Here is a 25,273-nt window from a genome sequence, read left to right on the forward strand (position 1 = left end):
GGCAAGGGCGTGGAGAGGGGATGCGCCGTGGTCCGCCGCAGCCTGCGCAGCGCTGTCTGGCGCGGCGTGGGCGCTGGTGGGATCCGGTGCCAGCTGCGCTTGGCGTGACACGGTGCATTGGGCTGTCGCCGCACGCTTGGCGCTGCCTCGAGCCGTGTGCGCCCCGCGCCGTCGGAGGCCGCGAGGCGGTGTCGCAAACGGGCGTAGCGGTGCGACGCGTGCAGCCATGTCGCCGGCCGCGTCCGCGCCTGCAAGAACACCGCGCACTTGGCTTCCCGTAGCTTGCCGAGCCGGCCGGCGCGATCGGCATGCCGTTGTCTTCGCCATGTGCCGGTGCTCGCTTGCCTGACGTGCACTGTCCTGCGGTGGCCCGAATCGAGTCCGGGTGGACTGCGCCATGTCTACGAAATCGTCCAGTCGGTCCGCGACTGTCCGAATCGCGGTCCGATTGCTTGCTTAGGGTTTACGTTTTGTTTACAAGGTAGGCCACGCCGTCGCGGTGCAGGGGGTCGCAGCGGCCGACCCACATCCTTTCTGGAGAGAGAGACGGATGAATTGCCTGCACCGCCATCCTTTGGTTTTCGCGGTTTCCTTGTCCTTGCTGGCCGGTTCGCCCGCGCTGGCCATCGCCCAGCAGGCCGCGCCCGCTGCCCCCGAGTCCGCCACCACCCTGGACAGCGTCCAGGTCACCGGCACGCGCATCCGCAAGGCCGAGCTGGAGGGGCAAGTGCCGGTGCAGACGCTGAGCCGCGCCGACATCGAACGCACCGGCCTGACCTCGATCGGCGACGTGCTGCAGGAACTGACCGCCTCCGGCTCGGCGTTGAACACCAAGTTCAACTCCTCCGGCAACTTCGGTTTCCCGCCCGACGGCAGCGGCGTCGGCGCCGGTTCGGCGCAGGTGGACCTGCGCCATCTGGGCGCCAAGCGCGTGCTGGTGCTGGTCGACGGCATGCGCTGGGTCAACGAGTCCTCGGCGTCCGGCGTGGGCGCGGCCACCGACCTCAACACCATTCCGCTGGCCATCGTCGAGCGCATCGAGGTGCTGGAAGACGGCGCCTCCTCGCTGTACGGCTCCGACGCGATCGCCGGCGTGGTCAACATCATCACCCGGCGCAAGTTCGACGGCGGCCAGGTCACGATGAACTACGGCCAGTACGACAAGGGCGATGGCGCCAGCAAGGGCGTGGACCTGGCCTGGGGCCACAGCACCGAACGCACCAGCCTGTTCCTGGGCGCCAGCTACACCAAGCAGGATCCGATCTATGCGCGCGACCGCAAGCAGTCGCTGTATCCGGTGCCCGGCACCGGGCTCAGCTTCGGCAGCTCGGCCACGCCGGACGGCCGCTTCATCTTCGTCGATCCGGTCACCGGCGCCGAGCAGGACCTGACCCCGAACAGCGGCGCCGGCACGCCGACCTACGACGGCAGCGCCGGCTGCACCCGCAGCGACGGCTACCACTGCTTCGGCACCGCCGATCGCTACAACTTCGCCGCCTCCAACCTGTTGCTGACCCCGTCCGAGCGCAAGGGCGTGTTCGGCCAGTTCCGCTACTTCTTCAACGACGACGTGCAGTGGTACCTGAAGCTGCTCGGCAACCGCCGCGAGTCGACCAACCAGGCCGCGCCGGAACCCATCTTCCTCGGCCCCGATGCCGGCACCGGCAATCCGCTGGCCGACAACATCGTCATTTCCGCGGCCAACCCGTACAACCCGTTCGGCTTCGACCTGGACTCGTCCAGCAACCTGATCATGATCGGGCGGCGGCCGGTGGAAGGCGGCGCGCGCGTGTTCGAGCAGCGCGTGGACACCCAGTACGTCGGCACCGGCTTCATCGGCAGTTTCGAGAGCGCCGACCGCACCTGGTTCTGGGACGTCAACGGCGCCTACAGCAAGAACAAGGCCGAGCAGACCAACTACGGCAGCTACAACATCTACAACATCAACCTGGCGCTGGGCGACCCGGCCGCCTGTGCGGCGGTGGCCGGCTGCGTGCCGCTGGACATCTTCGGCGGCGCCGGCAGCATCACCCCGGAGATGCTGCGCTGGATCCAGCCGGTGGTGCGCGACCGCAGCCAGAACGAACTGACCCAGTTCACCGCCAACCTCAGCAGCGACCTGTTCACGCTGCCGGCCGGCGCGGTGTCCTTCGCCACCGGCGTGGAGTACCGCAAGTACGAGGGCTGGTACCAGCCCGATCCGTTGACCGTCATCGGCCACTACAACGGCGTGCCGTCGTTGCCGACCGAGGGCAGCTACAACGTCAAGGAGGCCTACCTCGAACTGAGCGTGCCGATCTTCGCCGACTCGCCGCTGGGCGACAAACTGGACCTGAGCCTGGCCGGGCGCTATTCCGACTACTCCACCTTCGGAGGCGAATTCACCCCGAAGTACGGCCTGCGCTGGCAGGTGTCGCCGGACTTCGTGCTGCGCACCAGCTATGCCGAAGGCTTCCGCGCCCCGACCATCGGCGAGCTGTACGGTTCGGCCGCGCGCGCCGACCTGACCCTGTCCGATCCGTGCTCGATCGGCCTCGGTGGCACCGCGCCGCGCGGCAGTGCAGCCAACTGCGCCACGCTCGGCGTGCCGGCCGGCTATCAGCAGGCCAACTCGCAGATCTCGGTGACCACCGGCGGCAACCGCGCGCTGGAGCCGGAGAAGGCGCGCAGCTTCAGCGCCGGCTTCGTGTGGAGTCCGTGGTTCGCCAGCAACGTGCCGTGGTCGGATCGCTTCGACGTCGAGGTGACCTTCTACCGCCACGACATCGACGGCGCGATCCAGGCGATCAACGCGCAGACCCAGCTCGACCTGTGCGTGGACACGCTGGATGCGACCTATTGCGACGGCATCACCCGCGCTTCCACCGGCGGCATCAACGGCTTCAACAACCGCCTGACCAACCTGGGTTCGATCAAGACCGACGGCTGGGACGTGGATCTGTTCTGGACTTCGCCGGAAACCGCGGCCGGGCGCTTCAAGATCGGCTGGCAGAACACCTTCGTCACCCGCTACGTCGCCACCGGTGCCGCCGGCCAGGTGCAGCCGCAGGAACCGGGCGTGGAAGTGGTGGACAGCGCGATCCCGGAGTGGACCAGTAACCTGACCCTGGACTGGTCGTTGAACCGCTGGAACGCCTCGTGGACGGTGCGGCACATTTCCGAACTGACCGAGCAGTGCGGCGACGCGGTGGCGTTCCCGGTGTGCAGCAACCAGGCCGCCGGCACCAACACGCTCGACGCGATCACCTACCACGACGTGCAACTGGGCTACCGCTTCGACTGGATGAAAGGCCTGACCGTCAGCGGTGGCGTCAACAACGTCTTCGACAAGGATCCGCCGATCTGCCTGTCGTGCTCGCTCAACGGCTACGACGCCTCGACCTACGACATCCCGGGTGGCCGCTATCTGTATGTGCGTGCGGATCTGAAGTTCTAGGGCGCTTCGATCCGGAAGCGGCCACTTGTGGGAGCGACTTCAGTCGCGACGGGCGTTACCGATAAATCCCGTCGCGACCGATGGCCTGGGCCATCAAGAGTCGCTTCCGCAATTCCTTGCGAGCCGCCGCATTGTCGCTTCCACAATGCTCCTTGCGAGCCGCCGCATTTCTGTAGGAGTGGCTTCAGCCGCGACGCTTTACCGGTAAAGCCCGGTCGCGGCTGAAGCCGCTCCTACAGGGAATGCCGCCGCCGCACAGCCAATGCATGCCGCACAGGAAGCGCAGCAGCTGGCTAGCGCAGCATCGCCTGCGGCACTTCGATCTCGGTCGCCACCGCCAGGTGGTCGGAGAACGCGGCGGGGAGCGCGCGCTGCTCGTTGCAGCGCAGGCCGTCGCTGACCAGGATGTGGTCGATCGCGCGCTGCGGGCGCCAACTGGGGAAGGTCGGCACCACGCAGCCCGGCGGTTGCAGCCGGGTGCGCTTGTACAGGGCCTGCATCTCGGGCCGGTCGGCGACGCAGTTGAAGTCGCCCATCAGCACCGCGTTGGGATGGTCGGACAACAGTTCGGCGATGAACGCCAGTTGCGAGGCGCGCGAGTTGGCGCCCAGCGACAGGTGCGCCACCGCGATCGCCAATCCTTCCGCACCGTCGCCGAACTTGGCCAGCAGCACGCCGCGCCCGCCGAGCCGGCCGGGCAGCGGATGGTCCTGCACTTCGACCGGCTCCAGCCGGCTGAGCAGGCCATTGGCGCTGGAGGCCACGCCGCCCATGCGCCGGTTCGGCTGGTGGCTCCAGTAGTTGAAGCCGGCGCGCTCGGCCAGGTAGTGGGTCTGGTTGGTGAAGCCCGAGCGCAGGCTGCCCGGATCGCTTTCCTGCAGGCCGACGATGTCGTGCTCGCGGGCCAGCTGCGCGATCGCATCCAGGCTGCTGCGCTTGCTTCCCGCCGGCAGCGCATGCGACCAGCTGCGGGTCACGTAATCGCTGTAGCGGCGCGTGCTGGAGCCGGCCTGGATATTGGCGGTGAGCACGCGCAGCGTGCGGGTGGCGGGGGCGGTCACGGCAGAGCGGCCTGGTGGGAGCGGGAGCTTACTTGGCCAGCGCCGCGCGCTCGCGCGCGATCAGGTGATCGGCGATGCGCAGGATGTCGTCGTAGTTCTTGCCCTTGACCAGGTACTTGCCGTTGACGATCAGCGACGGCGTGCCGCTGATGCCGCTGCGCACGGCGAACTGCTTGGCGCGGTTGGTCTTGCTGGTGACCGCGAAGCTGCCCATGGTGTCGGCGAACTGCTTGGGATCCACGCCGTACTTGGCGTAGAAGCCGGCGATGTCCTGCACCGAATCGCGGCCGCGCTCGCCCTTCAGGGTCTCGTCGACGTGGATCGCCTTGTACAGCGCCTCGTGGGTCTTTTCCTGCACGCCCAGCGCCTCGGCGGCGTAGAACGCACGCGCATAGTCGTCCCAGGGGCCGCCGAACATCGCCGGCACGTAGACGAAGTGCACGTCCGACGGCAGGCCGGCCTTCCACGGGCCGATCAGCGGCTGGAAGCGCGCGCAGGCCGGGCACACGTAGCCGAACACTTCGGCCACTTCGATCTTGCCATTGGTCGGCTGGAACGGCTGGCCGCCCGCAATGTCGACATAGTCGGTGCCGGCGACGGGCTCGGCTCCGCTCGGCGCACGCGCCGCGACCGGCGCGGCCGGCGTATCGGCGGCAGGCTGCGCAGCGGCATCGGTCGTCGGGGTGGAGGCGGTTTCGGCAGTGGCGGCCGGCGCGGTGTCGCTGGCGGCGGGCGCCGCCGGCGCTGCGGCCGGCGCGTCGGCGGCCGGGGCGACGGTGTCGGCAGAGCCGTCCTGGGCCTTGCATGCGACCAGGATCGGCAGCAGGGCCATCAGGGTCAGGGCGAAGCGGGTCTTCATCGGCGACATCTCCAGCAGGATGGGGGGCGAAACGCCTGCCGCGCCGAAACGCGCGGCAGGCAACCCCGGCATGATGCCATGGCGTGGATGAAGCGCCGTGGTGCAGGTTCGCGCGGGATTACTTGCCCGCGCGCTCGCGGGCGACCAGCGCATCGGCGATGCGCAGCATGTCCTGGAAATTCTTGCCCTTGACCAGGTACTTGCCGTTGACCACCAGCGCCGGGGTGCCGGGGATGTCGCTGCGCGCGGCGAAGTCGCGCGCGGCCTTGACCTGCGCGGCCACCTGCGGGCTGCTGTAGGCGGCGACGAAGTCCTGCGGCTTGACCCCGTATGCGGCATAGAACGCGGCCAGCTCTTCCGGCGCCACGTTCTGGACCGGCACGCTGTGCTTGTCATGGATCGCCTCGAACAGGTCGTGGTGGCTGCGGGTCTGCACGCCCAGCTTCTGCGCGGCATAGAAGGCGCTGGCGAAGCTGTCCCAGAAACCGCCGAACGCGGCCGGCACCAGGGTCACCCGCACGTCCTTGCCCTGCTTGCGCGTCCACTCTTCCAGCAGCGGCTCGAAGTGCGCGCAGTGCGGGCAGGTGTAGCCGAACACCTCCACCACTTCGATCTTGCCGGCCAGCGGCGCGAACGGCTGCGGCTTGGCGATCAGCGCGTAGTCCTCGCCTTCGACCAGGGCGGCGGTCTTGGGCTGCGCGCAGGCGCTCAGCGGCAACAGGGTGAGCAGGCACAGCAGCAGGCGGGGCAGACGGTTCATGCGATCTCCATGGCAAAAAACGAACGCCGGTCGTGACGACCGGCGCGAGGGGGAAGCGGTGCGGCGCCGCGACGGCGGCGCACGCTCAGGATTGTTGCGCAGGCGCCGCCTGTTGCGGCGAAACCGGCGCCGGTGCGGCCTGCGCCGCGGCCGCGTCGTCGGCGCGGTCGTGCAGGCCCTGCAGGTAACTGCCCAGCGCCTTCATCTCCTGCTCGGTCAAGGGCTTGGCCACCTGCGCCATGATCTTGAACAGGGCCGGGTCGCGTTCCTGGGTGGTGCCGGACTGGTACTCCTGCAGGCGCCGCGCCACGTAGTCGGCATGCTGGCCGCCCAGGTGCGGATACGCCGGGCCGGGATTGCCGGCGCCGGTGGGGCCGTGGCAGGCCATGCATGCCGGAATCCCGCGCGCCGGATCGCCGCCGCGGTACAGCTGCTGCCCGACCTCGTAGAACTTCATGCCGGCGTACGGGCCTTCGCTGACCACCGCGTCGTCGGCGATGCCGGCACCGGCCTTCTGCGTGGCGAAGTAGGCGCCGATGTCGCGCATGTCCTGCGCGCTCAGCGGCTGCACGAACGGCAGCATCGCCGCCACCGCGCCGGAGGTGCGCTCGCCGTGCGCGATCAGGGCCATCTGCCGCGCGCTGTAGCGTTCGCTCTGGCCGGCGATGCGCGGATACATCGCCAGGGACGGGTTGCCGTCGGCGCCATGGCAGGCGGCGCAGGCCGCGGCCTTGGCCTGGCCGGCCTTGGGATCGCCCCAGGCGACCTTGCCGACGTCGCCTTCCAGCGGCGCGGTGCGCACCGGCGCGTTGTCGGGGATGGGAACCACCGAGGTCTGCGCGAACGCGACCGCGGCGGCGATGGAAATTGCTAGACCGGCAAAGGCAAGAACGCGAGCGTGGCGCATTAGCTGAAGCTCCGTGTGACCCGACCCGCGGCTGCCAGGCCGGCGACCGCACTCGCGCGATTATCCCCGCGCGGCGCCCTGCCGGTCAACGAACCCCGCCAGGAGCGGCGGACGTGCGATCCTAGCGCCATGTCGCTGCTCATCGAACGTGCCCAATACCTGCTTTCCGCCCACAATCCCCGGCAGCTGCCGGAGGACGGGGGCTGGGAGGTGGCCTTCGCCGGCCGCTCCAACGCCGGCAAATCTAGCGCGCTGAACGCGCTCACCCGGCAGAACGCGCTGGCCCGCGTGTCCAAGACCCCCGGCCGCACCCAGCAGCTGGTGTTCTTCCAGATCCAGCCCGAGCGCTATCTGGTGGACCTGCCCGGCTACGGCTACGCCAAGGTGCCGCTGGAGCTGCAGGCGCACTGGCAGTCGTTCATCGACAAGTATTTCCGCACCCGCGAGGCCCTGCGCGGCCTGGTGGTGGTGATGGACATCCGCCACCCGCTGAAGGACTACGACCGGCAGATGCTCGGTTACGCGGTGCAGCGCGGACTGCCGGCGCATGCACTGCTGACCAAGGCCGACAAACTCGGCCGCGGCCAGCAGGCGCAGGCGCTGCAGCAGGTGCGCAAGGATCTGTCCAGTTCCTTCGGCGACACTGTCAGCGTGCAGCTGTTTTCCGGCGAGACCCGCCAGGGCGTGGACGAAGCGCGTGCCATCGTCGGCGGCTGGCTGGGGCTGGACACGGAGCCGACCGCCACGGCGTGAACGCGGCGGCGCCGGAACTCCGGCGTCTTCTGCGCGGGGCTGCTTGTGATCGATCGCAAGCAGCGGACGCGTCCGTTCTGTCTGCGTTGGCTGCATCGCATGCGCGATGCCGGGTGCCCGCAGGGGCGGATGCCGGTACGGGCGCAGCCTCATGCATCCAAGCACCGCGAGACGCTTTGCGCCGGACCCTCACCCCAACCCCTCTCCCGGTGGGAGAGGGGCTAGTCGGCTGTTCCTTCTCCCGCCGGGACCATGGCCCCCTTTTCGGGGGAAGGTGCCCCGCAGGGGCGGATGAGGGTACGGGCGCAGCCTCGCGCCTCCAAACGCCGCGAGACGCTGCGCGCCGCACCCTCACCCCAACCCCTCTCCCGGTGGGAGAGGGGCTAGCAGTTGTTCCCTTCTCCCGCCGGGAGAAGGTTGCACTCAAGGCGTGGCCGGCACCGGCGCGAACTCGGCCGGGACCCAGGCGAACGCGTCGCCGTCACGGCGCACATGGCCCAGGCCCGGGAATGGCAGATGCGCGCCGGCCACCCACCAGCCGCCGTCGGCGGCCTGGGCCATGGTGCGCCTGCGCGCGGCGATCGCCGCCGTGCGGTCGCTGTCGGCTTCGTAGGAAGCCTGCGGCTGCGCGAACTGCACCGCGTGGTAGTGCACCAGGTCGCCCCACACCAACACCTGCTGGCCATCGCCGCCGTCGAACCGGTAGGACACATGGCCGGGCGTATGTCCGTGCGTATCCAGCGCCACCGCACCGCCCGGCAACGCATCGCCGGGACGGAAGCGGCGCAGCCGGTCCTTGGCCTGGTACGGTGCGGCCGCCGCGCGCGCCAGCGGGAACGCGAACTTCAGCATCTGCGGTGCGCTCGCTTCGCTGGCCGGATCCAGCCAGTACGCGGCATCGGCCGCGCTCAGCCACACCGTGGCGTTGGGATAGGCCGCCTGTCCCTGCGCATCGAGCAGGCCACACATGTGGTCCGGGTGCGCGTGGGTCAGCAGCACGTCGTCCACCTGCGCCGGCGCGTAGCCGGCCGCGCGCAGGTTCGCCAGCACCTGGCCCAGGCCGGGGCCGAAGCAGGTGGCGGTGCCGGTATCGACCAGGGTCAGGTGCGTGCCGTCCTGGATCAGGTAGGCGTTGACCGCGGTCTGCAGGCCCTTGGCGGTTTCCGGCACGTAGCGATGGTCGAGCAGGCGCGCGATCGCCTCCGGGGCGATGTTCGCCAGTTGCGCGCGCGGCAGCGCCACGGTGCCGTCGAACAGGGCGGTGACGCGCAACCGGCCGATTGCCTGGCGATAGACGCCGGGCACCTGCGTCTGGCTGCTGGCCGGCGCGGCGGCATGGGCGGGGGACGGCAGCGTCAGCGCCGCGCTGGCACTCAGGGCCAGCGCGCACAGCGCGCGCAACGGGAACACGGACATGGGGACTTCCTGGCAGAGCGGCAGGCGCCGCGGTACCGGCATGCTGCGCCTGCGCCGCTGCGCGATTCGCTCATTCCGCTGCGCGCGGCGCTCAGCGCCGACGCGGCTCAGTTGCCGATGCTGGACGGGTCCAGGCCGTAGCGTTGCTGGAAGCGTTGGCTGAAGCTGCGCACCGAACGATAGCCGACGTGCGCGGCGACCGTCTTCAGCGGCCAGCGCGTGGTGTAGAGCAGCTGCATCGCATGCGCCAGGCGCGCATCGGCGAGCAGTTCGCGCAAGGAGGTGCCTTCGCTGGCCAGGTGTCGGCGCAAGGTCGCGCCGCTGAGGCCCAGGCTGTCTTCGATGTCGCGCGAGCGCCAGGCGCGTTGCGGCTGCGCGACGACCAGGTCGCGCACCTGCGCGGCCACGCTCGGCGCCGGCGGCATCAACAGGCCGCCGTGGCCGCGCCGGCACAGTGCCACCACCAGGGCCGCCAGCGCCAACCGCGCCTCGGTGTAACGGCCGTCCTGCAGCGCCTGCCGCCATTGCAGCAGGGTGATGCCGAACTCCTCGGCGCGCAGCCGCGCCAGTTCCGCGCCGGCAGCGGGCAGCGGTTCGTTCCACAGCACGCGCGCCGCGCTCAGCGCTTCTTCGCACAGCGGCACCAGCACGCTCAGGTACAGGCCGCTGTGCGGATCCGGGATGTTGACCACATCAATGCGGCAGCGCTGCGTCACCAGGAACAGGTCGCCCGGCACGAAGTCCAGGGTTTGTGTCGCGGTGCGCACCTGCTTGCGTCCCTGCACCAGGATCGCCAGGTGCGGCTGCGGGATATCCACCGAGCGCGCCCCGTGTTCGCGACGCGCGGTGATGCAGGCATAGCCCTCGGCCTGCGTGCAGTCGGCCAGGCTGGCCAGGCGCGCCAGCAGCAAGGCGTCGGAAGAAGTGGTGTCGGCCATGGCCGCCGATGCTACCGCAGCGCACTGCGCGCGCGCTCAGAGTGAAGCGCCGGGCCGCTACATCGCAGCCGGCAGGACCACCACGACTGCGCTGGTGCCGGCCCCGCAAACTGCCGGTCTCGGCGCGCCACAGGCCGCTTCCCCGCGGGTTTGGCCGTTCGCGCCGCGGACAGCCGACGCATATCGCCTCAACGTGCATCACACACTTTAGCCAGCGGCGATCGAAAGAACCGGAGGGCCCCACACCATGCCGGATGAGACTTTAGCGTGGCTAACGAAACGTCACGAGCAGTCGCCAGGCGGGCGCGGACGGCGCACAGAAACTGCAGTGCACAAGTGGTACATGAGGATTTCGAGCGCTGCACGCGCCCGCCTGGCGGCTGCGCAGTCGTTTTGTTAGCTGCTCTTACCTGGGAGGCTGCATGACCTCGATGGTGATCCCGTCGGGTCCGCTGACGTAGGCAACGACGGTTCCCGCGCGTGGCCCGGCCTCGATCGGTCGCGGAGATCCTTTCAAGTGCCATCCCTGCGCCTGGATCCTGGCGACAGCCACGTCGATATCCGTCACGGTGACGGCAAGATGGGCCGCGCCGATCGCGCCAGCGCTTGCGGGTGTCTTGCCCAACGTGCGGGCTGTCGAGTATTCCAGCAGTTCGATGGGAAAGCCGGCAGGCGATACCACCAGCGCCATGCGGCAACGAGGATCGTCGACGCCCGTCACCTCGCGCAGGAAATCGCCGCCCATTTCGCCTGTGCGGACAAGTTCGAAGCCCATGGCCTCAGTCCAGAACGCGATCGCCTCATCCAGCGATGAAACGGAAAATCCCATGTGGTCGACGACGAAGGTACCAGTGTTAATTTTCAGTACTCCAGTTCAGGTTCCGCTTTGAGCGATGGGCGTGCGGTCGCCTCGCACTTCGGGGAAACACGTGTCGGCCATGCCGGTGATGCTACCCAGTACGGTGCGCGTCCGCTCACACATGCACGCCGAACACGTGCCCGATCGCGCCGCTGGCGAGCATCGCCGCCGCGCCCCAGAACACCACACGCACCGCACCGCGCACGCCCGAAGCGCCGCCGGCGCGCGCGGCCAGCGCGCCGGTCAGCGACAGGCCGACCAGGGTCGCCGCGCCGGTCACCCACAATTGCCGGCCGTCCGGCGCCAGCCACGCGGCCACGACCGGCAGCGCCGCGCCGGTGCAGAATGCTGCCGCCGACGCGGCCGCCGCCTGCAACGGCCGCGCGCGCAGGGTCTCGGTGATGCCGAGCTCGTCGCGCGCATGCGCGCCCAGCGCATCGTGCGCGGTCAACTGCTCGGCGACCTGGCGCGCCAGCGCCGCGTCCAGCCCCCGCTGGCGGTAGATGCCGGCCAGTTCTTCCAGCTCGCTGTGCGGGTCCTCGCGCAACTCGCGGCGCTCGATCGCCAGATCGGCGCGCTCGGTGTCCACCTGCGACTGCACCGACACGTATTCGCCGGCGGCCATCGACATCGCGCCGGCGACCAGGCCGGCGATGCCGGTCGCCAGGACCGCCGGCGCGGGTGCGCCGCTGCTGGCCACGCCGACCACCAGTCCGGCCACCGACAGGATGCCGTCGTTGGCGCCGAGCACCGCGGCGCGCAGCCAGCCGGCGCGATCGGCGCGATGCAGTTCGGAGTGGGCGGGGCGCATCGGCTGCCTGCATGGCGGGGAACAGGCCTGCAGCCTAGCCGAGCGCGCTGCGGCCGGCGGTGCTGCGTCTCACTCTCGCTGGCGCCGACCGGGCGGATCCGTGGAATGCTGCAGTACCGCCGGTAGCGATGTGGGCTTCGCGCCGGTCACGCTATAGTGCGGCCCTTGCGAGGCGGGCGTTCCATCCCCACATCGCCTCATCTTCCGTGCGAGCCTGCCCTTGTCGAGCCCAAGCCACGTTGCCGAAACGCCGATCACCGACCGCAACGAACTGGTCGAGGTGCTGGCCTCCGGCGAAAAGCCCGAAGCGCAGTGGCGCATCGGCACCGAACACGAAAAGTTCGGCTTCCGCCTGGACGACCTGCGCCCGCCGACCTTCGACGGCGAGCGCGGCATCGAGGCCCTGCTCACCGGCCTGACCCGTTTCGGCTGGGAGCCGGTGCAAGAAGGCGGGCATACCATCGCGCTGCTGCGCGACGGCGCCTCGGTGACGCTGGAACCGGCTGGGCAGCTGGAACTGTCGGGCGCGCCGCTGGAGACCATCCACGACACCTGCGTGGAAGTGGGCAGCCACCTCAACGAGGTCAAGCAGGTCGCCGACGAACTGCGCCTGGGTTTCCTCGGCATGGGCTTCCAGCCGAAGTGGCGCCGCGACGAGATGCCGTGGATGCCCAAGGGCCGCTACCAGATCATGAAGAACTACATGCCCAAGGTCGGCAAGCTCGGCCTGGACATGATGACCCGCACCTGCACGGTCCAGGTCAACCTGGACTACGCCAGCGAAGCGGACATGATCAAGAAGTTCCGCGTGTCGCTGGCGCTGCAGCCGATCGCCACCGCGCTGTTCGCCGACTCCCCGTTCACCGAGGGCAAGCCCAACGGCTACCTCAGCTACCGCTCGCACATCTGGACCGACACCGATGCCGACCGTACCGGCATGCTCGACTTCGTGTTCGAGGACGGCTTCAGCTACGAGCGCTACGTCGACTACCTGCTCGACGTGCCGATGTACTTCTCCTACCGCGACGGCACCTACGTCGACGCCAGCGGGCAGAGCTTCCGCGACTTCATGCAGGGCAAGCTGCCGGCGTTGCCGGGCGCACTGCCGACGCTGCGCGACTGGTCCGATCACATGACCACCGCGTTCCCGGAAGTGCGGTTGAAGAAATACCTGGAGATGCGCGGCGCCGATGCCGGCCCGTGGGGGCGGCTGTGCGCGCTGTCGGCGTACTGGGTCGGCCTGCTGTACGACGATGCCGCGCTGGACGCGGCCTGGGACCTGGTCAAGGATTTCAGCCTGGTCGAACGTCACGCCCTGCGCGACGGCGTGCCGAAGCAGGCGCTGAAGCTGCCGTTCCGCAACGGCACCGTGCAGGACCTCGCCGCCGAGTCGGTGAAGATCGCGCTGGACGGCCTGCGCCGCCGCGCCCGCCTGAACGGCGACGGTCAGGACGAATCGCGCTTCCTGGAACCGCTGGTGGAGATCCTGCACGCCGGGGAGACCGCGGCCGAGCGCAAGCTGGCGCTGTATCACGGGGCGTGGCAGGGGAGTGTCGACCCGGTGTTTTCCGAGTTCGCTTACTGATTGGCGTGCGCCGGCTGCGGTCGATGCAGCTGGCGGCGCTGTATCGCGAAGCCTCGCTTCGGAGAGCGGCTTCATCGACGATGTCGCATCGCACTCCCATGCTATTCGGCGTGCGCCCGCTTGGTGCACAGGGAGAGGGACGCAGCCGGAGCCGGCCGGGGAGTTTCTCCCACGCTGCCGAGAGTAGATACCCCGTTACGCCTTCACCGTCACGGGTGTAACTCATACGCCTGTGCAAACGTCGGATAACGCGGTCGCTGTCTGTGGCCGAACCGCCATCCATGAGCCGGCAAGCCACTGAAAGGTAATGGGAATTCACCTCTTTCCAGACTTCTTCCGATGGTGGATACTCGGTGCAACACCGCTTTTAGGTGGTCCAATAGTAGTTAGGCCTCTATGAAAAATTTCTCACCTGTCGACTTGAAGGCGCGCCATGCGATTCTTTCGGGCGAGCCGGGGAACGTCTCGCTGACATTGCTTATGAGTCCGTTCCTGGTAGATGGGACGCTCGTCGACACATCTGTTCGCCTCGATGGGGTCAACCTTCCGTCAAATCTTCTTAGCGATCTAGCAGGCAAGTCGTTCGTCTTCCCGGTCAACCCTCAGGAGGGATACATCGACGGGTCGATCTACCTAGATGACAGGCACCACCCAGTAGACGTAACGTCGCTTACGTTCAACTGTTCGCGGGCTGGTGGCCTGACGCTCCTCGTCAAGGGCACGTACCTGTTCAGTGTTGAGGGGCTTGTCGGTCTCGGCAATATGCCTTTTCAAATGGCCGCACCCGTTAGCTCGTGCGCGGCCTAACCATTCATTCAAGCCGAACCCGCTTCGCGGGTCGGCTTAATTCAGGCGTTAGGGCTCACTGGCACCATTCACGCAACATGGAGGTATGCAATGAAAGCTGTCGCCGCTGCAACAGTACTGATGGGTTCTTCTCTCACGGCGTTTGCCGCGATGCCGGAGCAGGTCCAGTTCGTTGGCTACATTCAGCACGATGACCTGACGCCGATCACGTTCGACCTCCACTTGCCATCCAGACAAAGTGCTACCTTGGAACTGGCGGATGGCTCAACGCTGGAGCTGTTCACCCCAGGCGGCCAAACCAGCCCGGACGGGGCGCGCATTCGCCTGCTATCGCCCGCCGGCGAGATCATGCACGCCGCCACCGTGCCTGATCCGAGTCTGGCAAGTACGTCGTTCGCATATAGGATCTGCAACGGGCAAGCGACCTACATGAGTCCGGCACCTGCCGTGGTCCCGAAGTGCGGAGCGTGAGCCCTAACTATTCGCTCAAGCCGACGCCACTTCGTGGCGCGGCTTAACTCAAGTGTTAGGCCTCAGATGACAGATCACGAGAATATCCTTCCCGAGGCACTCGTGGTGGTTGAGCGAGATGGGATTCATCGCATCGAGATTCGCGAGGTTCTTCAAGAGGGTGATTCATATTTCCTGGTCTTCGCCAGATCAGATGGATCAAGCGTGCGCGTTCCCATTGACGGCACAAAGCTCAAGAGAACCGTGGATGGGCGAGTTCCTGCGGATCTGATCTACAACGGTGGTGCGCTTATCGCGCCGCGGCAAGAGGTGTGACTCATGGTTCTGTCTCTTGCAGCCTATGGTCTGAGGCCTAACAATTCGTTCAAGCCGAACCCGCTTCGCGGGTCGGCTTAATTCAGTTGTTAGGCCGCAGGAGACACAATGAGCTACGGTTTTCAGCTCTTTCATCCCGTCGTTCGTGAGCACACCGAACAAGGGAAGGAAATCGACGAGTTTGATCACCCGCCTCTTGATCAATCCGCCGTTGAAAGATTCATAGGCAAGCTCGCCAAGTACGGGTACAGCCTTGAGGCCACGACACCGCGGTGCCATGAGTTCGTAAAGAACATCGGTGGCTGTCCCGTCCAAGTGGCTGTGTTTGCGACGGAGATAGCGTTCTCAATTCCGTATTGGCAAAATTCCCAGGAGGTCATATTTGAAGCTCTGCAAGACGCAAGCGAGCTTGCTGAGCCCGAGCATATGGCCTTGTTCAATCCACAGGATGGAGAGTGGGCTGAGGCCTAACAATTCATTCAAGCCGAACCCGCTTCGCGGCTCGGCTTAATTCAGGCGTTAGGCCTTAGTGGAGCAATAGCATCGGGGCTCTCATCTTCGATCAGTTCACTGGCGCGCACGCGGTCGGCTCCGGACAGTGGTTCTCACCGCAACTGGCATCGGGCAGTCCGCCGCTTCGTCATTTCGTGTCACTGCTGTGCGGCACTCATAGCGCCTAGCTTTGGAGCCAACAGGCCCCGTGGCATTGCGGCGCAAGCTTCATCCCGCAAGCTGTGGCACACTCGGCTCAGGCGGGCAGTGCTGGGGAGCACGGTTGCGGTCTCAACCGTTTCGGCCACTCACTGCCTAACAACTCATTCAAGCCGACGTTGCTTCGCAACGCGGCTTAATTCAAGCGTTAGACCGCCGATACTCCAACAGGGTTGAGACATATGAGCCGTTCCATCCTCGTTTTTGTCGTCCTCGGCCTCATGCTGGTGACGGGGTCACTACTTGGGCAGAACGTTCCAGATCCAACCAAGACCACGGAGCTTTCCAGCGTTGCGTTGCCATCTGAACTGGATCGAGTGCTTCGCGACTATGAACGCGCATGGCGCGCTGGCGACGCGGTGGCCCTCGCCTCGCTATTTGCGGAGGATGGGTTCGTGCTGCAAAGCAATCGTCCTCCAATCCGCGGACGCTCGGCCATCCAGGCAGCCTATGAGGGCCAAGGCGGCGGCCCATTGCGGCTACGCTCGCTCGCTTTTTCCGCCGGAGACACGATCGGCTACATCATAGGTGCCTACGGTTATGGCGATGCGTCCGGCGACACAGGAAAGTTCACCCTCACTCTGCATCGTGCGCCCGGTGAGCCGTGGCTAATCTTCTCGGACATGGACAATCTGAACACGTCACCAAAAAGTCAGCGTGTGTCAGAGCACTAGAGGGCGGTCTAACAATTCATTCAAGCCGAACCCGCTTCGCGGGTCGGCTTAATTCAGGCGTTAGGCCGCTCATGGAACTTAGGAAGCTCTTCGTAGTATTGCTTGTGGCCCTTGGTGGACTTTCGCTGCTAATAGCCACCACGTTTCTCGTCGCGGCTATCTATGCATCAGCAACAATTCCGGCAGGTCAAGTCAACGATGCTAGTTTTGGCTTTGTGTTTGCATCGTTCTTTGGAGTTGCTGGTCTTGTTCTGTTTGGCTTAGGTAGCAATTTTCAAGTCAGGTCGCATGCCCCGCATTAGCCGACGAGGCACGCGGCCTAACAATTCATTCAAGCCGACGCCGCTTCGCGGCGCGGCTTAATTTATGCGTTAGGCATCAATGGATATTCGGCCTCTATTAGTCAACCTTGAGTCTCCGTACAAAGACTACGACGGGTCCGAGGAGATCGCCCGTGAGGTGGTTCTTGCTGCGCTACGTTGGCCTACGGAATACTGGGTCAGGCTTGCAATTGAGTGGCTCGCGCAAGGTGCGCCAATTGACACTAAGGTCGTAGAAGCTCTAGACGAAGTTGCTCAGCATGTGGGATTTTCGCAGTTAGTTCGTCACAAGGCATTTGCCGTGGCACGTCGTTGGTGTCGCGCAAATGCCTAACATCTCCTTCAAGGCGGACACCTTCGGTGCCGCTTAACTCCAGCGTTAGGCCGTGGTGGAGCAACAGCATCGGTGCTCGCATATTCGACCAGTTCACTGGCGCGCACGCGGTCGGCTCCGGACAGGGGTTCTCACCGTAACTGGCATCGGACAGTCCGCCGCTTCGTCATTTCGTGTCACTGCCGCGCGGCACTCATTGCGCCTAGCTTCGGAGCCAACAGGCCCCGTGGCATTGCGGTGCAAGCTTCATCCCGCAAGCTGTGGCACACTCGGCTCAGGCGGGCAGTGCTGGGGAGCACGGTTGCGGTCTCAACCGTTTCGGCCACTCACTGCCTAACAACTCATTCAAGCCGACGTTGCTTCGCAACGCGGCTTAATTCAGGCGTTAGGCTCACAGCGAATATGCGGCTACCCATAGTTATTGACGGGCATGGAGACATCAGCATTTTCCGTTCGGTGGAGACTGCTGCTCACTACATTGAGCCCATTGATGTGCGCAACAACGAGTACGTCGCATACGACAGTGCTGGATTTCTACTTCAGCTAGTTCCGACTGAGCCGGTTGTCAGCATCCTCGGCTATCTGTCGGACGTGCCACACCCGGGCCAACTAGAGAAGGCTCTACGTTCGTTCCTGGAGCGTGGCTCTGGCGCCTTCACTCCAACAGAGGCAACGTCCCTTGAGGGACTACTGGCACACTGCATCCACACGTTCGGGTACACGGTGTGAGCCCTAACAATTCATTCAAGCCGAGCCCGCTTCGCGGTCTCGGCAAACTTCAGCCGTCTCGTAGCGGGCCGGCTTAAGGGCACCTCTAAAAACCTCGCCTTTGGCATCATATGAGCTAAAGAAGCAGCCAAGGTTTCCGCGATGATCAGTCTGTTTGCCGGCCACGAACGCGAAACCAAGCGTCATCAGATCGGCGACCCGCTGGCACTGCTGTCGCGGCATATCGACTTTGCTGGGATTGCCCGGGCCGTGGACGCGAAGCTGTCCTTGGGTACCGGCACGCGCGGCGGCCGTCCGGCCTGGCCGACGGAGATCATGGTCAAGCTGTTGCTGTTGCAACAGTTGTACAACCTCTCTGACGATGCGCTGGAGTACCAGGTGTTGGATCGGCGCAGCTTCCAGCAGTTCCTGGGGCTGGAGCACAGCGGCAAGGTACCCGACGCCAAGACGATCTGGGTGTGGCGTGAGCGTGTGAAGGCCAAGGATCTGATGGGCGACATCAGCGCGGCGATCGGCAGGGATCCACATAGATACGGAGATCCGCGATTTGCGTGAGCTCATCGAAACTGCGCCCGGGGTGCAACGTATCCAATCTATCGAGCGGCATCCTAAGGGTGGGCACTCAATTACACTCGACTTTTCCTACGAGGCGTTCGACTCGTTCTTCAAGCACGTAGAGGCGCAAGACTGGATGGCTGTTCTATGAGCCACATCGCCACCGCGCCTAATCACTCGTTCAAGGCGGACGCGCTAACGCGCCGCTTAACTCCAGCGTTAGGGCTTAGAACATGAATCCGAGCGAATTCGTTGATGCGCTGAAGATTGAGTGTGCGGATGCTGCCGTCTCCGGCTGCATAAGCACATATCAATCCCCACCCGGTCGCAGACCCGCACAAACACTGCTTGATCTTTCCAACTGGTATCGAGGGCTTGGTCCTGCTGATCAGGCCAACGTTATTGCTGCAATGCGAGATGCAGCGGATGCAACGCTTTTTGGCGTACTGTGCGTTATTGACGGTGTTCGAGCGATTGAGGATCATCCTGACAAGTCCGAGTTTAGACTCACAGCGACACGCGGTGGCTCAACCTTCATCATTTCACCAGGGCCTGAGCACCTTCATGACTTGCTGCGCGCTGAGTCCTAACAATTCATTCAAGCCGAACCCGCTTCGCGGGTCAGCTTAACTCGGGTGTTTAGGCATCAGCCATGAGACATCTGTTGCTAGTCCAAAATACATTTCAGATCCCTGGCAGAGGACTCATCCTGGCGCCGGACGTTCCATTTGCATCTCATTTCAATAACTTCAGGGATACGGTTCTGGTTGAGCCTCCTGCAGCTAATCCATTTCAGATTGAGGCAGATTTCTCGCTCACTCACTTCCACCCTGGCGGTTACAAGATTTTTGTCACGCTTCCAAACTTGTCAAAGGCATCAGTGCCGATTGGCAGTGAAATTTCGGCACTGGAGTCGGTGCACACTAGGCTTCTGGCTGCAGATTCCTAACAATTCATTCAGGCCGAACCCGCTTCGCGGGTCGGCTTAACTCATGTGTTAGGCCCATGAAAAGACTTATTGCAACTTTGGCAATGCTTCTTTCAACCTCGGGCGCATCCTGTGCGCAGTCCACTCCGCCAATCGATGTTTCTGGGCTTGCGGAAGCATCCATGAACTTCGACCAAGAGGGAGTCGGCCCATTCCTCGGTAGTCTGTCGCAATCCTTTTCTTCTGGATTCAGCGCCAACCAGGCGGACAAACTTGCCGCAGCAATTGACTCCTTGCCGGTCGAGCAGACTGGCAGCTGGGAGTACGGCGTCACAGTCAACGGCAAGCCCGAGCGCTTGGTGATCGTCGCGTTCAAGGACGACGTTGACGCCCCAGATCTCGCCTTCTATTCGTCCCCAGAGTTGGCCGTCAGCATTCAAAAGCAACTAGAGTCTTTCGCGCAGGCCCAAGGTTGGTAGGGCCTAACAATTAATTAAGCCGATGCCACTTCGCGGCGCGGCTTAACTCAGGTGTTAGGCCCGTAAAAAGAAGAATGCCATGAGCGGATGTTTGTCCACTCACAGCATCGTTCGCCCTGGCAAGGCGCTCGCACCGAAGCCGCGTCGCTGCGCGGCTGTTTCAAGCTTGGGCCGCGTATGGACGTGCCGAGCGCAGACTACGCTGGATACCACTTGCCTCCGCATTGGCGCTCGCCGGCAGCGCGCGGCCGCTGGAACGCCTACCAGCGTCGTGTTGGATCAGGCGCTTGCACACGCCCAATCGTCCAGCGCTGTGCGCGGGCGCCGCTCAGCCCACAGCCGCCTGGCACGGCAACTCCACGCACACCCGCAGCCCGCCTTCGGGGCGGTTGGTCAGGGTGATCTCGCCGCCGTGGGCGAGGACGATGCTGTGCGCGACGGACAGGCCCAGGCCGATGCCGCCGGTGTCGCGGTTGCGCGAGTTCTCGCCGCGGAAGAACGGCAGGAACAATTGCTCGTGCTGGGCCGGGTCGATGCCGGGGCCGTCGTCGTCGATCCACAGCGTGCAGTCGGCACCGTCGCGGTGCAGTTGCAGGCGCGCGCGCTTGCCGTACTTCAGCGCGTTCTCAAGCAGGTTCATCACCATCCGCCGCAGCGACAGCGGGTCGCCATCGAGGGTGATGGCCTGGCCCGCGACGAAGCTGACTTCGGCGCCGGTGTCGCTGGCGTCGTCGACCACGCTCTCCACCAACAGGCGGAAATCCAGCGGTGCGGGGGTGCCGCGGTGGCTGCCGTTGTGGATGAAGTCCAGCGCCGCGGAGATCATCGCCTTCATCTCGTCGATGTCGGCGCGAACAGCCACGCGAAACTGGCCTTGACGCATGCCGCCGGTTGCATGGCCTATATAGGCTTCTGCCCAAGTGCCCAGCTACGCCCTTTGAACGGATATGTCTTCGGCACTCTTGCTTGGGCATTGTAGGTCTGTATCCAGCCGGGATACGCGACTGGGCGACTGCTGACCGCATCAAGTTGATCGAGGTCCTCGTCGTCCAGGACGACATCGAGTGCCTGCAGATTGGCTGAGAGCTGCTGGGCCGTCTTGATCCCGACGATCACGCTTGTCACTGTCGGCCTCGACAGCAACCACGCCAGTGCAACTTGAGCGGGTTCAGCGTCACGTCGCTGCGCAACCTGCTTTATCGTGTCGATGATGTCCAACGCCTTGGGCTCGTCAACTGGTGGAAAGTGAATCTTTGCTCTCCGCGCGTTCGGATCAGCCGCGCCATGGCGGTCAAACTTGCCGGACAGCAACCCCCCTGCGAGAGGACTCCAGCAAAGTAGGCTGACGTTCTGATCGGTCGCCGCCGGAATCACCTCGTCCTCGATGTCGCGCCCGGCCAGTGAATAAAAGGACTGGATCGAGACGAATTTCTCCAACTTGTCTCGTTCGGCGATGCCCAGCGCTTTCGTCAATTGCCATGCCGCGAAGTTTGAGCAACCTATGTGGCGAATCTTTCCCTGTCGCACCGCATCGTCGAGCGTTCGCAAGACCGAATCGAGCGGGGTCAGCGGATCGAAGCTGTGAAGTTGGTAAAGATCGATATGGTCTGTCTTCAAACGTTGAAGGCTCGCAGTCAGTGCACCCATGAGATGCACGCGTGACTGGCCGGTCTCGTTGGGTCCGCTGCCCATTTTCGCGCCGCCCTTGGTGGCGAGCACGATCTGGTTTCGCCGTGTCTTCAGCACATCGCCCAGAAGCGCTTCTGATCCGCCGCCGCCGTACACATCGGCTGTATCCAAGAAATTGATGCCAGCGTCAAGCGCCTGGCCGACGATGCCGTCGGCCTCCGTGGCCGTTAATCGTCCGATCGCATTGCCTGCCGGATTGTCTGATCCGCCGAAGGTCATCGCGCCGAGGCACAGGCGGGAGACAAAGATTCCTGTTGCGCCAAGTTGTGCGTATTGCATGCCGCTCCGCCAGAGTTGAAGGATGGGTGGCAAGCGTAAGTCGGTAGATCTGTATGATCTATAATAGATCGTTCTCTATTTGTTTCTGATCGTCCATGAATGATCCCCTGTCCGATTTCCTCGCTGTGTTGAAGGTCGAGAGCATGCTGTCCGCCCGACTGGAGGCGCGAGGGGAATGGGCCTTCCGCTTTCCTGCGTATAGACACATGAAATTCGGTGGTTTGGTCGAAGGCGAGCGATGGGTATGGGTCGATGGCGGGCTGCCTGTTCACATGAAAGCCGGCGACTTCTACCTTCTCACGAATGGGCAGCCCTACTGCATCGCGAGCGACCCGGAAGTGCCGATGGTGGATGGTGTAGCGGCCCTTACGCCCGTATGGGTTCCGAACGGAGTCATGCACTATGGCGAGGGTGAGCCTCGGTCGATCGCCGCGGCAGGTCGCTTCGTCTTCGCCGACGACGAAGCCGCGAAGTTGATGGCCTTCTTGCCGCCGCTGATCCGCATTCCCGCCGACCATCCGGACAGCGCGAAGTTTTCCGCGCTGCTGCATCTACTTGTCGCCGAGACGGAAACGCAGGCTCCTGGAATGTCCAGTGCGGCGTCGAACCTCGCGGGCCTTGTTCTTGTCTATATCCTCCGCGCCCACCTGCGGGTGTCAGACCAGCAACCCAATTGGCTAGCTGCGATGTGTGCTCCCTTCATTGGCCGGGCGTTGTCGCTTATGCACGAGCGAGTGGGTCACCACTGGACGATCAAGGAGATTGCTGGCCAGGTCGGCTTATCGCGGACAGCGTTCGCGCAGCTATTCCGTGAGCAGGTCGGAATGCCTCCGCTTGCATACTTGATGCAGTGGCGAATGATTCTGGCCAAGGCCGCTCTGAATGCCGGTGAAAGAAACTTGCACGATCTTGCCGAACGTCTGGGGTACAGCTCTTCCACAGCATTCCAGATCGCCTTCAAGCGAGAAACAGGATGCAGTCCTGGGCGGTTCAGGTCGATGGCCCGGGGAGGTGGCGATCGATCCTGAGCAGGGCTGTTATGACCTGCAGGCTTGCACGTGCCGGCCTAACTCGGCCTTCGCCGCTCCTGGCAATTTTTGTTCGCGTGGGGACCGGATAAGACGTGGACATTCGTATCGGCACTGTGCGCTCTCTCGCTGGGTCGGGCAGCGTGAGGATCTGAATTCTTAGGTAGGCGACGCGCCCCGATTTTGAGTGTCGCGCCGCTCAGCCTGCAGGCGCCTGGCACGGCAACTCCACGCACACCCGCAACCCGCCTTCGGGGCGGTTGGTCAGGGTGATCTCGCCGCCGTGGGCAAGCACGATGCTGTGCGCGACCGACAGGCCCAGGCCGATGCCGCCGGTGTCGCGGTTGCGCGAGTTCTCGCCGCGGAAGAACGGCAGGAACAGTTGCTCGTGCTGGGCCGGGTCGATGCCGGGGCCGTCGTCGTCGATCCACAGCAAGCAGTCGGCGCCGTCGCGCTGCAGTTGCAGGTGCGCGCGCTTGCCGTACTTCAGTGCGTTCTCGAGCAGGTTCATCACCATCCGCCGCAGCGACAGCGGGTCGCCTTCGATGGTGATGGCCTGGCCTGCGTCGAACGCCACGTCCGCGCCGATATCGCTGGCGTCGTCGACCACGCTCTCCACCAACAGGCGGAAATCCAGCGGTGCGCGGGTGCCGCGGCGGCTGTCGTTGTGGATGAAGTCCAGCGCTGCGGAGATCATCGCCTTCATCTCGTCGATGTCGGCGATGGTCTTGTCGCGCAGCGGCGGTTGCAGGCCTTCCAGGCGGAACGCCAGGCGCGCCAGCGGCGTGCGCAGGTCGTGGGCGATCGCGGCGACCATGTGCGTGCGCTCGTTGACCAGGCGGTTCAGGCGCGCCTGCATCGCGTTGAACGAATCGGCGGCCTGCACGATTTCGCTGGGGCCGCTGCGCTGCAGCGGCTGCGCATCGGGGTTGCGGCCGAGGCGGTCGGCGGCCTCGGCGAAGCGCTTGATCGGCGCGGCCAGTGCGCGCGAGAACCACCACGCCAGCGGCAGCATCGCCAGCAGGCCGGCGACGAACAGCAGCGCGACCTGGGTCTTGAACGCGGTGGAGAAGCGCCGCGGCGGCGAGACCACGCTGCGCCAGCGGCCGTCGGGTTGCTGCAGTGCGGCGGTGAAGCCGCCCAGCAGCGGGGATTCGGGGGCGAAGCCGCGCTCGCGCCAGCGCGATCGCATTGCGCGCATGGTGGCGCCGGCGGCGCCATTGCTGACTGAGGCGGACTCTTCCGGCGGCGGCTGCCGCGTCGCTTCGTCGCCAAATGGCGAAGGCGGTTGCGACGGCGCTTGCGATGGCGGGCCGCGATCGGCGAACGGCGGCGGCGGCCCGCTTCCCGGCGGGCGGTCGTCTCCGGCCGGCGGCGGTGGCGGGCGTTGCTCGTCCTGCGGGAAGTCCGGTGCAGGGAAATTCTCGCTGCCGCTGCGATAGAAGCGCACCCGGTCCGGCGCCACGTCCAGCCAGCTGGTCATCATGCGTTCCGCGAAACGGTCCCGGATCTGCCCGGCAGCGGGCAGCGGCGCCTGCACCGTGTCGTGCACCTTCAGCGTCTGCGTGCCGGCCGGCATCTTGGTGGTCAGCAGCGCGATCACCTCCGGCGGGTGCACCGGCATCTCGTACACCGGCGTGCGCAGCACCAGCAGGGCGATGCCGATCAGCTGCGCGGTCAGCAGCGCAGCCAACAGCAGCAGGAACGTGCGGGCAAAGATCGACATGCCGCGTCGCCCCCGCTGCTGCGTGTTCACAGGCGGGCGACGCTCGGCAGCAGCATGTAGCCTTCGTTGCGCACGGTACGGATCAGTTCGGTCTGCACGCGTTCGTTGATCTTGCGGCGCAGGCGGCTGATCTGGCTGTCGATGGCGCGGTCGTAGACCTCGGTGTCGCGGCCGCGCGCATAGTCGAGCAGCTGGTCGCGGCTGAGCACCCGCTGCGGATGTTCGACGAAGGTGCGCAGCAGGGCGAACTCGCCGTCGGAGAGGTTGATGAAGATGCCGGTGGGGTCGCGCAGGTCGCGGCGGATCACGTCCAGGCGCCAGCCGGCGAACTCGTAGACATTGCCGCGCGCTTCCGGCGGCAGCGTCGCCGCCTGGCTGCGGCGCAGCAGCGCGCGCACCCGCGCCAGCAGCTCGCGCGGATTGCACGGCTTGGCCAGATAGTCGTCGGCGCCCACCTCCAGGCCGATGATGCGGTCGGTGTCGCTGCCCAGCGCGCTGAGCATGATCACCGCCGGCGCGCCGCGCTCGCTGGCCAGCTGCCGGGCGGCGCTGAGGCCGTCCTCGCCGGGCATCATCACGTCCAGGATCACCAGGTCGGGTTGGCGGATCGCCATCAGCCGGCGCATGTCCGCGACATTCTCGGCGGCTTCCACCTGGTAGCCGTGCTCTTGCAGGAACTCGCTGATGAGCCGGCGCAGATCGGGGTCGTCGTCGACTACCAGAATGAAGGATTGCATATCCATGATCTTGAAGGGCGGCCGCGACGGGGTTCAGCCAGTCTAGACGCAGCCGCTGCCGCCTGGAACTGGTGCGGGCAGGCCATCGCTGCTGGGTGCAAGGCGG

22 protein-coding genes, 1 other RNA gene and 4 pseudogenes are annotated in these 25,273 nt (G+C 65.3%); 13 read left to right on the forward strand and 14 right to left on the reverse strand.

Annotated features, from left to right (window positions below; all coding sequences use genetic code 11):
• Positions 1-550: 550 nt before the first annotated feature.
• Positions 551-3,436: a TonB-dependent receptor gene (locus tag H9658_RS10410; protein WP_191825278.1), complete on the forward strand. Its 2,886-nt coding sequence runs from the start codon at positions 551-553 to the stop codon at positions 3,434-3,436.
• Between the two features lie 293 nt (positions 3,437-3,729).
• Here the strand turns inward: H9658_RS10410 and H9658_RS10415 are convergent, their stop codons facing one another.
• The 4 genes from H9658_RS10415 to H9658_RS10430 form a co-directional block, all read right to left on the reverse strand.
• Positions 3,730-4,497: an endonuclease/exonuclease/phosphatase family protein gene (locus H9658_RS10415; RefSeq protein WP_179567270.1), complete on the reverse strand. Its 768-nt coding sequence runs from the start codon at positions 4,495-4,497 to the stop codon at positions 3,730-3,732.
• Between the two features lie 28 nt (positions 4,498-4,525).
• A complete protein-coding gene (locus H9658_RS10420) occupies positions 4,526-5,356 on the reverse strand; it encodes a thiol:disulfide interchange protein DsbA/DsbL (protein WP_191825279.1) in 831 nt (276 codons plus the stop codon).
• Between the two features lie 118 nt (positions 5,357-5,474).
• Entirely contained in the window at positions 5,475-6,116 is a 642-nt protein-coding gene (locus H9658_RS10425) for a thiol:disulfide interchange protein DsbA/DsbL (RefSeq protein WP_191825280.1), read from the reverse strand.
• Positions 6,117-6,201: 85 nt separating this feature from the next.
• Positions 6,202-7,023: a c-type cytochrome gene (locus H9658_RS10430; protein ID WP_191825281.1), complete on the reverse strand. Its 822-nt coding sequence runs from the start codon at positions 7,021-7,023 to the stop codon at positions 6,202-6,204.
• Positions 7,024-7,152: 129 nt separating this feature from the next.
• On the opposite strand from H9658_RS10430, the gene yihA reads away from it, so the two are divergent.
• On the forward strand, positions 7,153-7,776 hold the full coding sequence (gene yihA / locus H9658_RS10435) for a ribosome biogenesis GTP-binding protein YihA/YsxC (protein WP_179567262.1): 624 nt from the start codon (positions 7,153-7,155) through the stop codon (positions 7,774-7,776).
• Positions 7,777-8,199: 423 nt separating this feature from the next.
• On the opposite strand, the gene H9658_RS10440 is transcribed toward yihA, so the two are convergent.
• The 5 genes from H9658_RS10440 to H9658_RS10460 all read right to left on the reverse strand — a co-directional run bounded on the left by H9658_RS10440 (position 8,200) and on the right by H9658_RS10460 (position 11,800).
• Complete coding sequence (locus H9658_RS10440; RefSeq protein ID WP_191825282.1) at positions 8,200-9,192, reverse strand: MBL fold metallo-hydrolase; 993 nt, start codon at positions 9,190-9,192, stop codon at positions 8,200-8,202.
• Positions 9,193-9,299: 107 nt separating this feature from the next.
• Complete coding sequence (locus H9658_RS10445; RefSeq protein ID WP_191825283.1) at positions 9,300-10,130, reverse strand: helix-turn-helix transcriptional regulator; 831 nt, start codon at positions 10,128-10,130, stop codon at positions 9,300-9,302.
• Between the two features lie 269 nt (positions 10,131-10,399).
• Positions 10,400-10,475: non-coding RNA, sX9 sRNA (locus H9658_RS10450), on the reverse strand.
• Positions 10,476-10,536: 61 nt separating this feature from the next.
• Complete coding sequence (locus tag H9658_RS10455) at positions 10,537-10,959, reverse strand: VOC family protein (RefSeq protein ID WP_191825284.1); 423 nt, start codon at positions 10,957-10,959, stop codon at positions 10,537-10,539.
• A gap of 145 nt (positions 10,960-11,104) precedes the next feature.
• A complete protein-coding gene (locus tag H9658_RS10460; protein WP_191825285.1) occupies positions 11,105-11,800 on the reverse strand; it encodes a VIT1/CCC1 transporter family protein in 696 nt (231 codons plus the stop codon).
• 220 nt (positions 11,801-12,020) lie between these two features.
• On the opposite strand from H9658_RS10460, the gene H9658_RS10465 reads away from it, so the two are divergent.
• The 10 genes and pseudogenes from H9658_RS10465 (at position 12,021) to H9658_RS10505 (ending at position 19,708) form a co-directional block, all read left to right on the forward strand.
• Entirely contained in the window at positions 12,021-13,385 is a 1,365-nt protein-coding gene (locus H9658_RS10465; RefSeq protein ID WP_191825286.1) for a glutamate--cysteine ligase, read from the forward strand.
• A gap of 396 nt (positions 13,386-13,781) precedes the next feature.
• Complete coding sequence (locus H9658_RS10470; protein WP_191825287.1) at positions 13,782-14,192, forward strand: hypothetical protein; 411 nt, start codon at positions 13,782-13,784, stop codon at positions 14,190-14,192.
• A gap of 90 nt (positions 14,193-14,282) precedes the next feature.
• Entirely contained in the window at positions 14,283-14,663 is a 381-nt protein-coding gene (locus H9658_RS10475; RefSeq protein WP_191825288.1) for a hypothetical protein, read from the forward strand.
• Between the two features lie 66 nt (positions 14,664-14,729).
• Positions 14,730-14,978, forward strand: coding sequence for a hypothetical protein (locus tag H9658_RS10480; RefSeq protein WP_191825289.1), 249 nt, complete (start codon positions 14,730-14,732; stop codon positions 14,976-14,978).
• A 108-nt stretch (positions 14,979-15,086) separates the two neighbouring features.
• The gene (locus tag H9658_RS10485) at positions 15,087-15,449 is read left to right on the forward strand and encodes a hypothetical protein (protein WP_191825290.1); all 363 of its coding nucleotides are present in this window, start codon (positions 15,087-15,089) and stop codon (positions 15,447-15,449) included.
• A 461-nt stretch (positions 15,450-15,910) separates the two neighbouring features.
• Positions 15,911-16,363, forward strand: coding sequence for a YybH family protein (locus H9658_RS10490; protein WP_206229724.1), 453 nt, complete (start codon positions 15,911-15,913; stop codon positions 16,361-16,363).
• 1,524 nt (positions 16,364-17,887) lie between these two features.
• Positions 17,888-18,283 (forward strand): annotated as a pseudogene (locus tag H9658_RS23290) (transposase); the annotation flags it as partial.
• Positions 18,284-18,534: 251 nt separating this feature from the next.
• Complete coding sequence (locus tag H9658_RS10500) at positions 18,535-18,891, forward strand: hypothetical protein (protein WP_191825292.1); 357 nt, start codon at positions 18,535-18,537, stop codon at positions 18,889-18,891.
• Positions 18,892-18,953: 62 nt separating this feature from the next.
• The gene (locus tag H9658_RS22935; RefSeq protein ID WP_225209874.1) at positions 18,954-19,250 is read left to right on the forward strand and encodes a hypothetical protein; all 297 of its coding nucleotides are present in this window, start codon (positions 18,954-18,956) and stop codon (positions 19,248-19,250) included.
• A 161-nt stretch (positions 19,251-19,411) separates the two neighbouring features.
• Complete coding sequence (locus H9658_RS10505; protein WP_191825293.1) at positions 19,412-19,708, forward strand: hypothetical protein; 297 nt, start codon at positions 19,412-19,414, stop codon at positions 19,706-19,708.
• Between the two features lie 328 nt (positions 19,709-20,036).
• Here H9658_RS10505 and H9658_RS10510 read toward each other — a convergent pair.
• Positions 20,037-20,564, reverse strand: a pseudogene (locus tag H9658_RS10510) (sensor histidine kinase); the annotation flags it as partial.
• A gap of 44 nt (positions 20,565-20,608) precedes the next feature.
• Positions 20,609-21,676, reverse strand: a complete 1,068-nt coding sequence (locus H9658_RS10515; RefSeq protein WP_191825294.1) for an aldo/keto reductase — start codon at positions 21,674-21,676, stop codon at positions 20,609-20,611.
• A gap of 95 nt (positions 21,677-21,771) precedes the next feature.
• Between H9658_RS10515 and H9658_RS10520 the strand changes: the two genes are divergently transcribed.
• A complete protein-coding gene (locus H9658_RS10520; RefSeq protein WP_191825295.1) occupies positions 21,772-22,704 on the forward strand; it encodes an AraC family transcriptional regulator in 933 nt (310 codons plus the stop codon).
• Between the two features lie 199 nt (positions 22,705-22,903).
• Here the strand turns inward: H9658_RS10520 and H9658_RS23295 are convergent.
• The 3 genes and pseudogenes from H9658_RS23295 to H9658_RS10530 all read right to left on the reverse strand — a co-directional run.
• A pseudogene (locus H9658_RS23295) lies at positions 22,904-23,863 on the reverse strand (ATP-binding protein); the annotation flags it as partial.
• A gap of 272 nt (positions 23,864-24,135) precedes the next feature.
• Positions 24,136-24,430: pseudogene (locus tag H9658_RS23300) on the reverse strand (two-component sensor histidine kinase); the annotation flags it as partial.
• A 26-nt stretch (positions 24,431-24,456) separates the two neighbouring features.
• A complete protein-coding gene (locus tag H9658_RS10530; RefSeq protein ID WP_038237819.1) occupies positions 24,457-25,173 on the reverse strand; it encodes a response regulator in 717 nt (238 codons plus the stop codon).
• Between the last annotated feature and the right edge of the window lie 100 nt (positions 25,174-25,273).

The sequence above is a fragment of the Xanthomonas bonasiae genome (assembly GCF_014836395.1).
Classification (GTDB): Bacteria; Pseudomonadota; Gammaproteobacteria; order Xanthomonadales; family Xanthomonadaceae; genus Xanthomonas_A; species Xanthomonas_A bonasiae.

Coding starts and splice junctions, on each gene's coding strand:
- H9658_RS10505 (WP_191825293.1), top strand. CDS start 19,412: ATGAACTTCGACCAAGAGGGAGTCGGCCCATTCCTCGGTAGTCTGTCG.
- H9658_RS10410 (WP_191825278.1), top strand. CDS start 551: ATGAATTGCCTGCACCGCCATCCTTTGGTTTTCGCGGTTTCCTTGTCC.
- H9658_RS10485 (WP_191825290.1), top strand. CDS start 15,087: ATGAGCTACGGTTTTCAGCTCTTTCATCCCGTCGTTCGTGAGCACACC.
- H9658_RS10440 (WP_191825282.1), bottom strand. CDS start 9,192: ATGTCCGTGTTCCCGTTGCGCGCGCTGTGCGCGCTGGCCCTGAGTGCC.
- H9658_RS10470 (WP_191825287.1), top strand. CDS start 13,782: ATGAAAAATTTCTCACCTGTCGACTTGAAGGCGCGCCATGCGATTCTT.
- H9658_RS10460 (WP_191825285.1), bottom strand. CDS start 11,800: ATGCGCCCCGCCCACTCCGAACTGCATCGCGCCGATCGCGCCGGCTGG.
- H9658_RS10520 (WP_191825295.1), top strand. CDS start 21,772: ATGAATGATCCCCTGTCCGATTTCCTCGCTGTGTTGAAGGTCGAGAGC.
- H9658_RS10445 (WP_191825283.1), bottom strand. CDS start 10,130: ATGGCCGACACCACTTCTTCCGACGCCTTGCTGCTGGCGCGCCTGGCC.
- H9658_RS10420 (WP_191825279.1), bottom strand. CDS start 5,356: ATGAAGACCCGCTTCGCCCTGACCCTGATGGCCCTGCTGCCGATCCTG.
- H9658_RS10430 (WP_191825281.1), bottom strand. CDS start 7,023: ATGCGCCACGCTCGCGTTCTTGCCTTTGCCGGTCTAGCAATTTCCATC.
- H9658_RS10530 (WP_038237819.1), bottom strand. CDS start 25,173: ATGGATATGCAATCCTTCATTCTGGTAGTCGACGACGACCCCGATCTG.
- yihA (WP_179567262.1), top strand. CDS start 7,153: ATGTCGCTGCTCATCGAACGTGCCCAATACCTGCTTTCCGCCCACAAT.
- H9658_RS10500 (WP_191825292.1), top strand. CDS start 18,535: ATGAATCCGAGCGAATTCGTTGATGCGCTGAAGATTGAGTGTGCGGAT.
- H9658_RS10490 (WP_206229724.1), top strand. CDS start 15,911: ATGCTGGTGACGGGGTCACTACTTGGGCAGAACGTTCCAGATCCAACC.
- H9658_RS10515 (WP_191825294.1), bottom strand. CDS start 21,676: ATGCAATACGCACAACTTGGCGCAACAGGAATCTTTGTCTCCCGCCTG.
- H9658_RS10475 (WP_191825288.1), top strand. CDS start 14,283: ATGAAAGCTGTCGCCGCTGCAACAGTACTGATGGGTTCTTCTCTCACG.
- H9658_RS22935 (WP_225209874.1), top strand. CDS start 18,954: ATGAGACATCTGTTGCTAGTCCAAAATACATTTCAGATCCCTGGCAGA.
- H9658_RS10480 (WP_191825289.1), top strand. CDS start 14,730: ATGACAGATCACGAGAATATCCTTCCCGAGGCACTCGTGGTGGTTGAG.
- H9658_RS10425 (WP_191825280.1), bottom strand. CDS start 6,116: ATGAACCGTCTGCCCCGCCTGCTGCTGTGCCTGCTCACCCTGTTGCCG.
- H9658_RS10455 (WP_191825284.1), bottom strand. CDS start 10,959: ATGGGATTTTCCGTTTCATCGCTGGATGAGGCGATCGCGTTCTGGACT.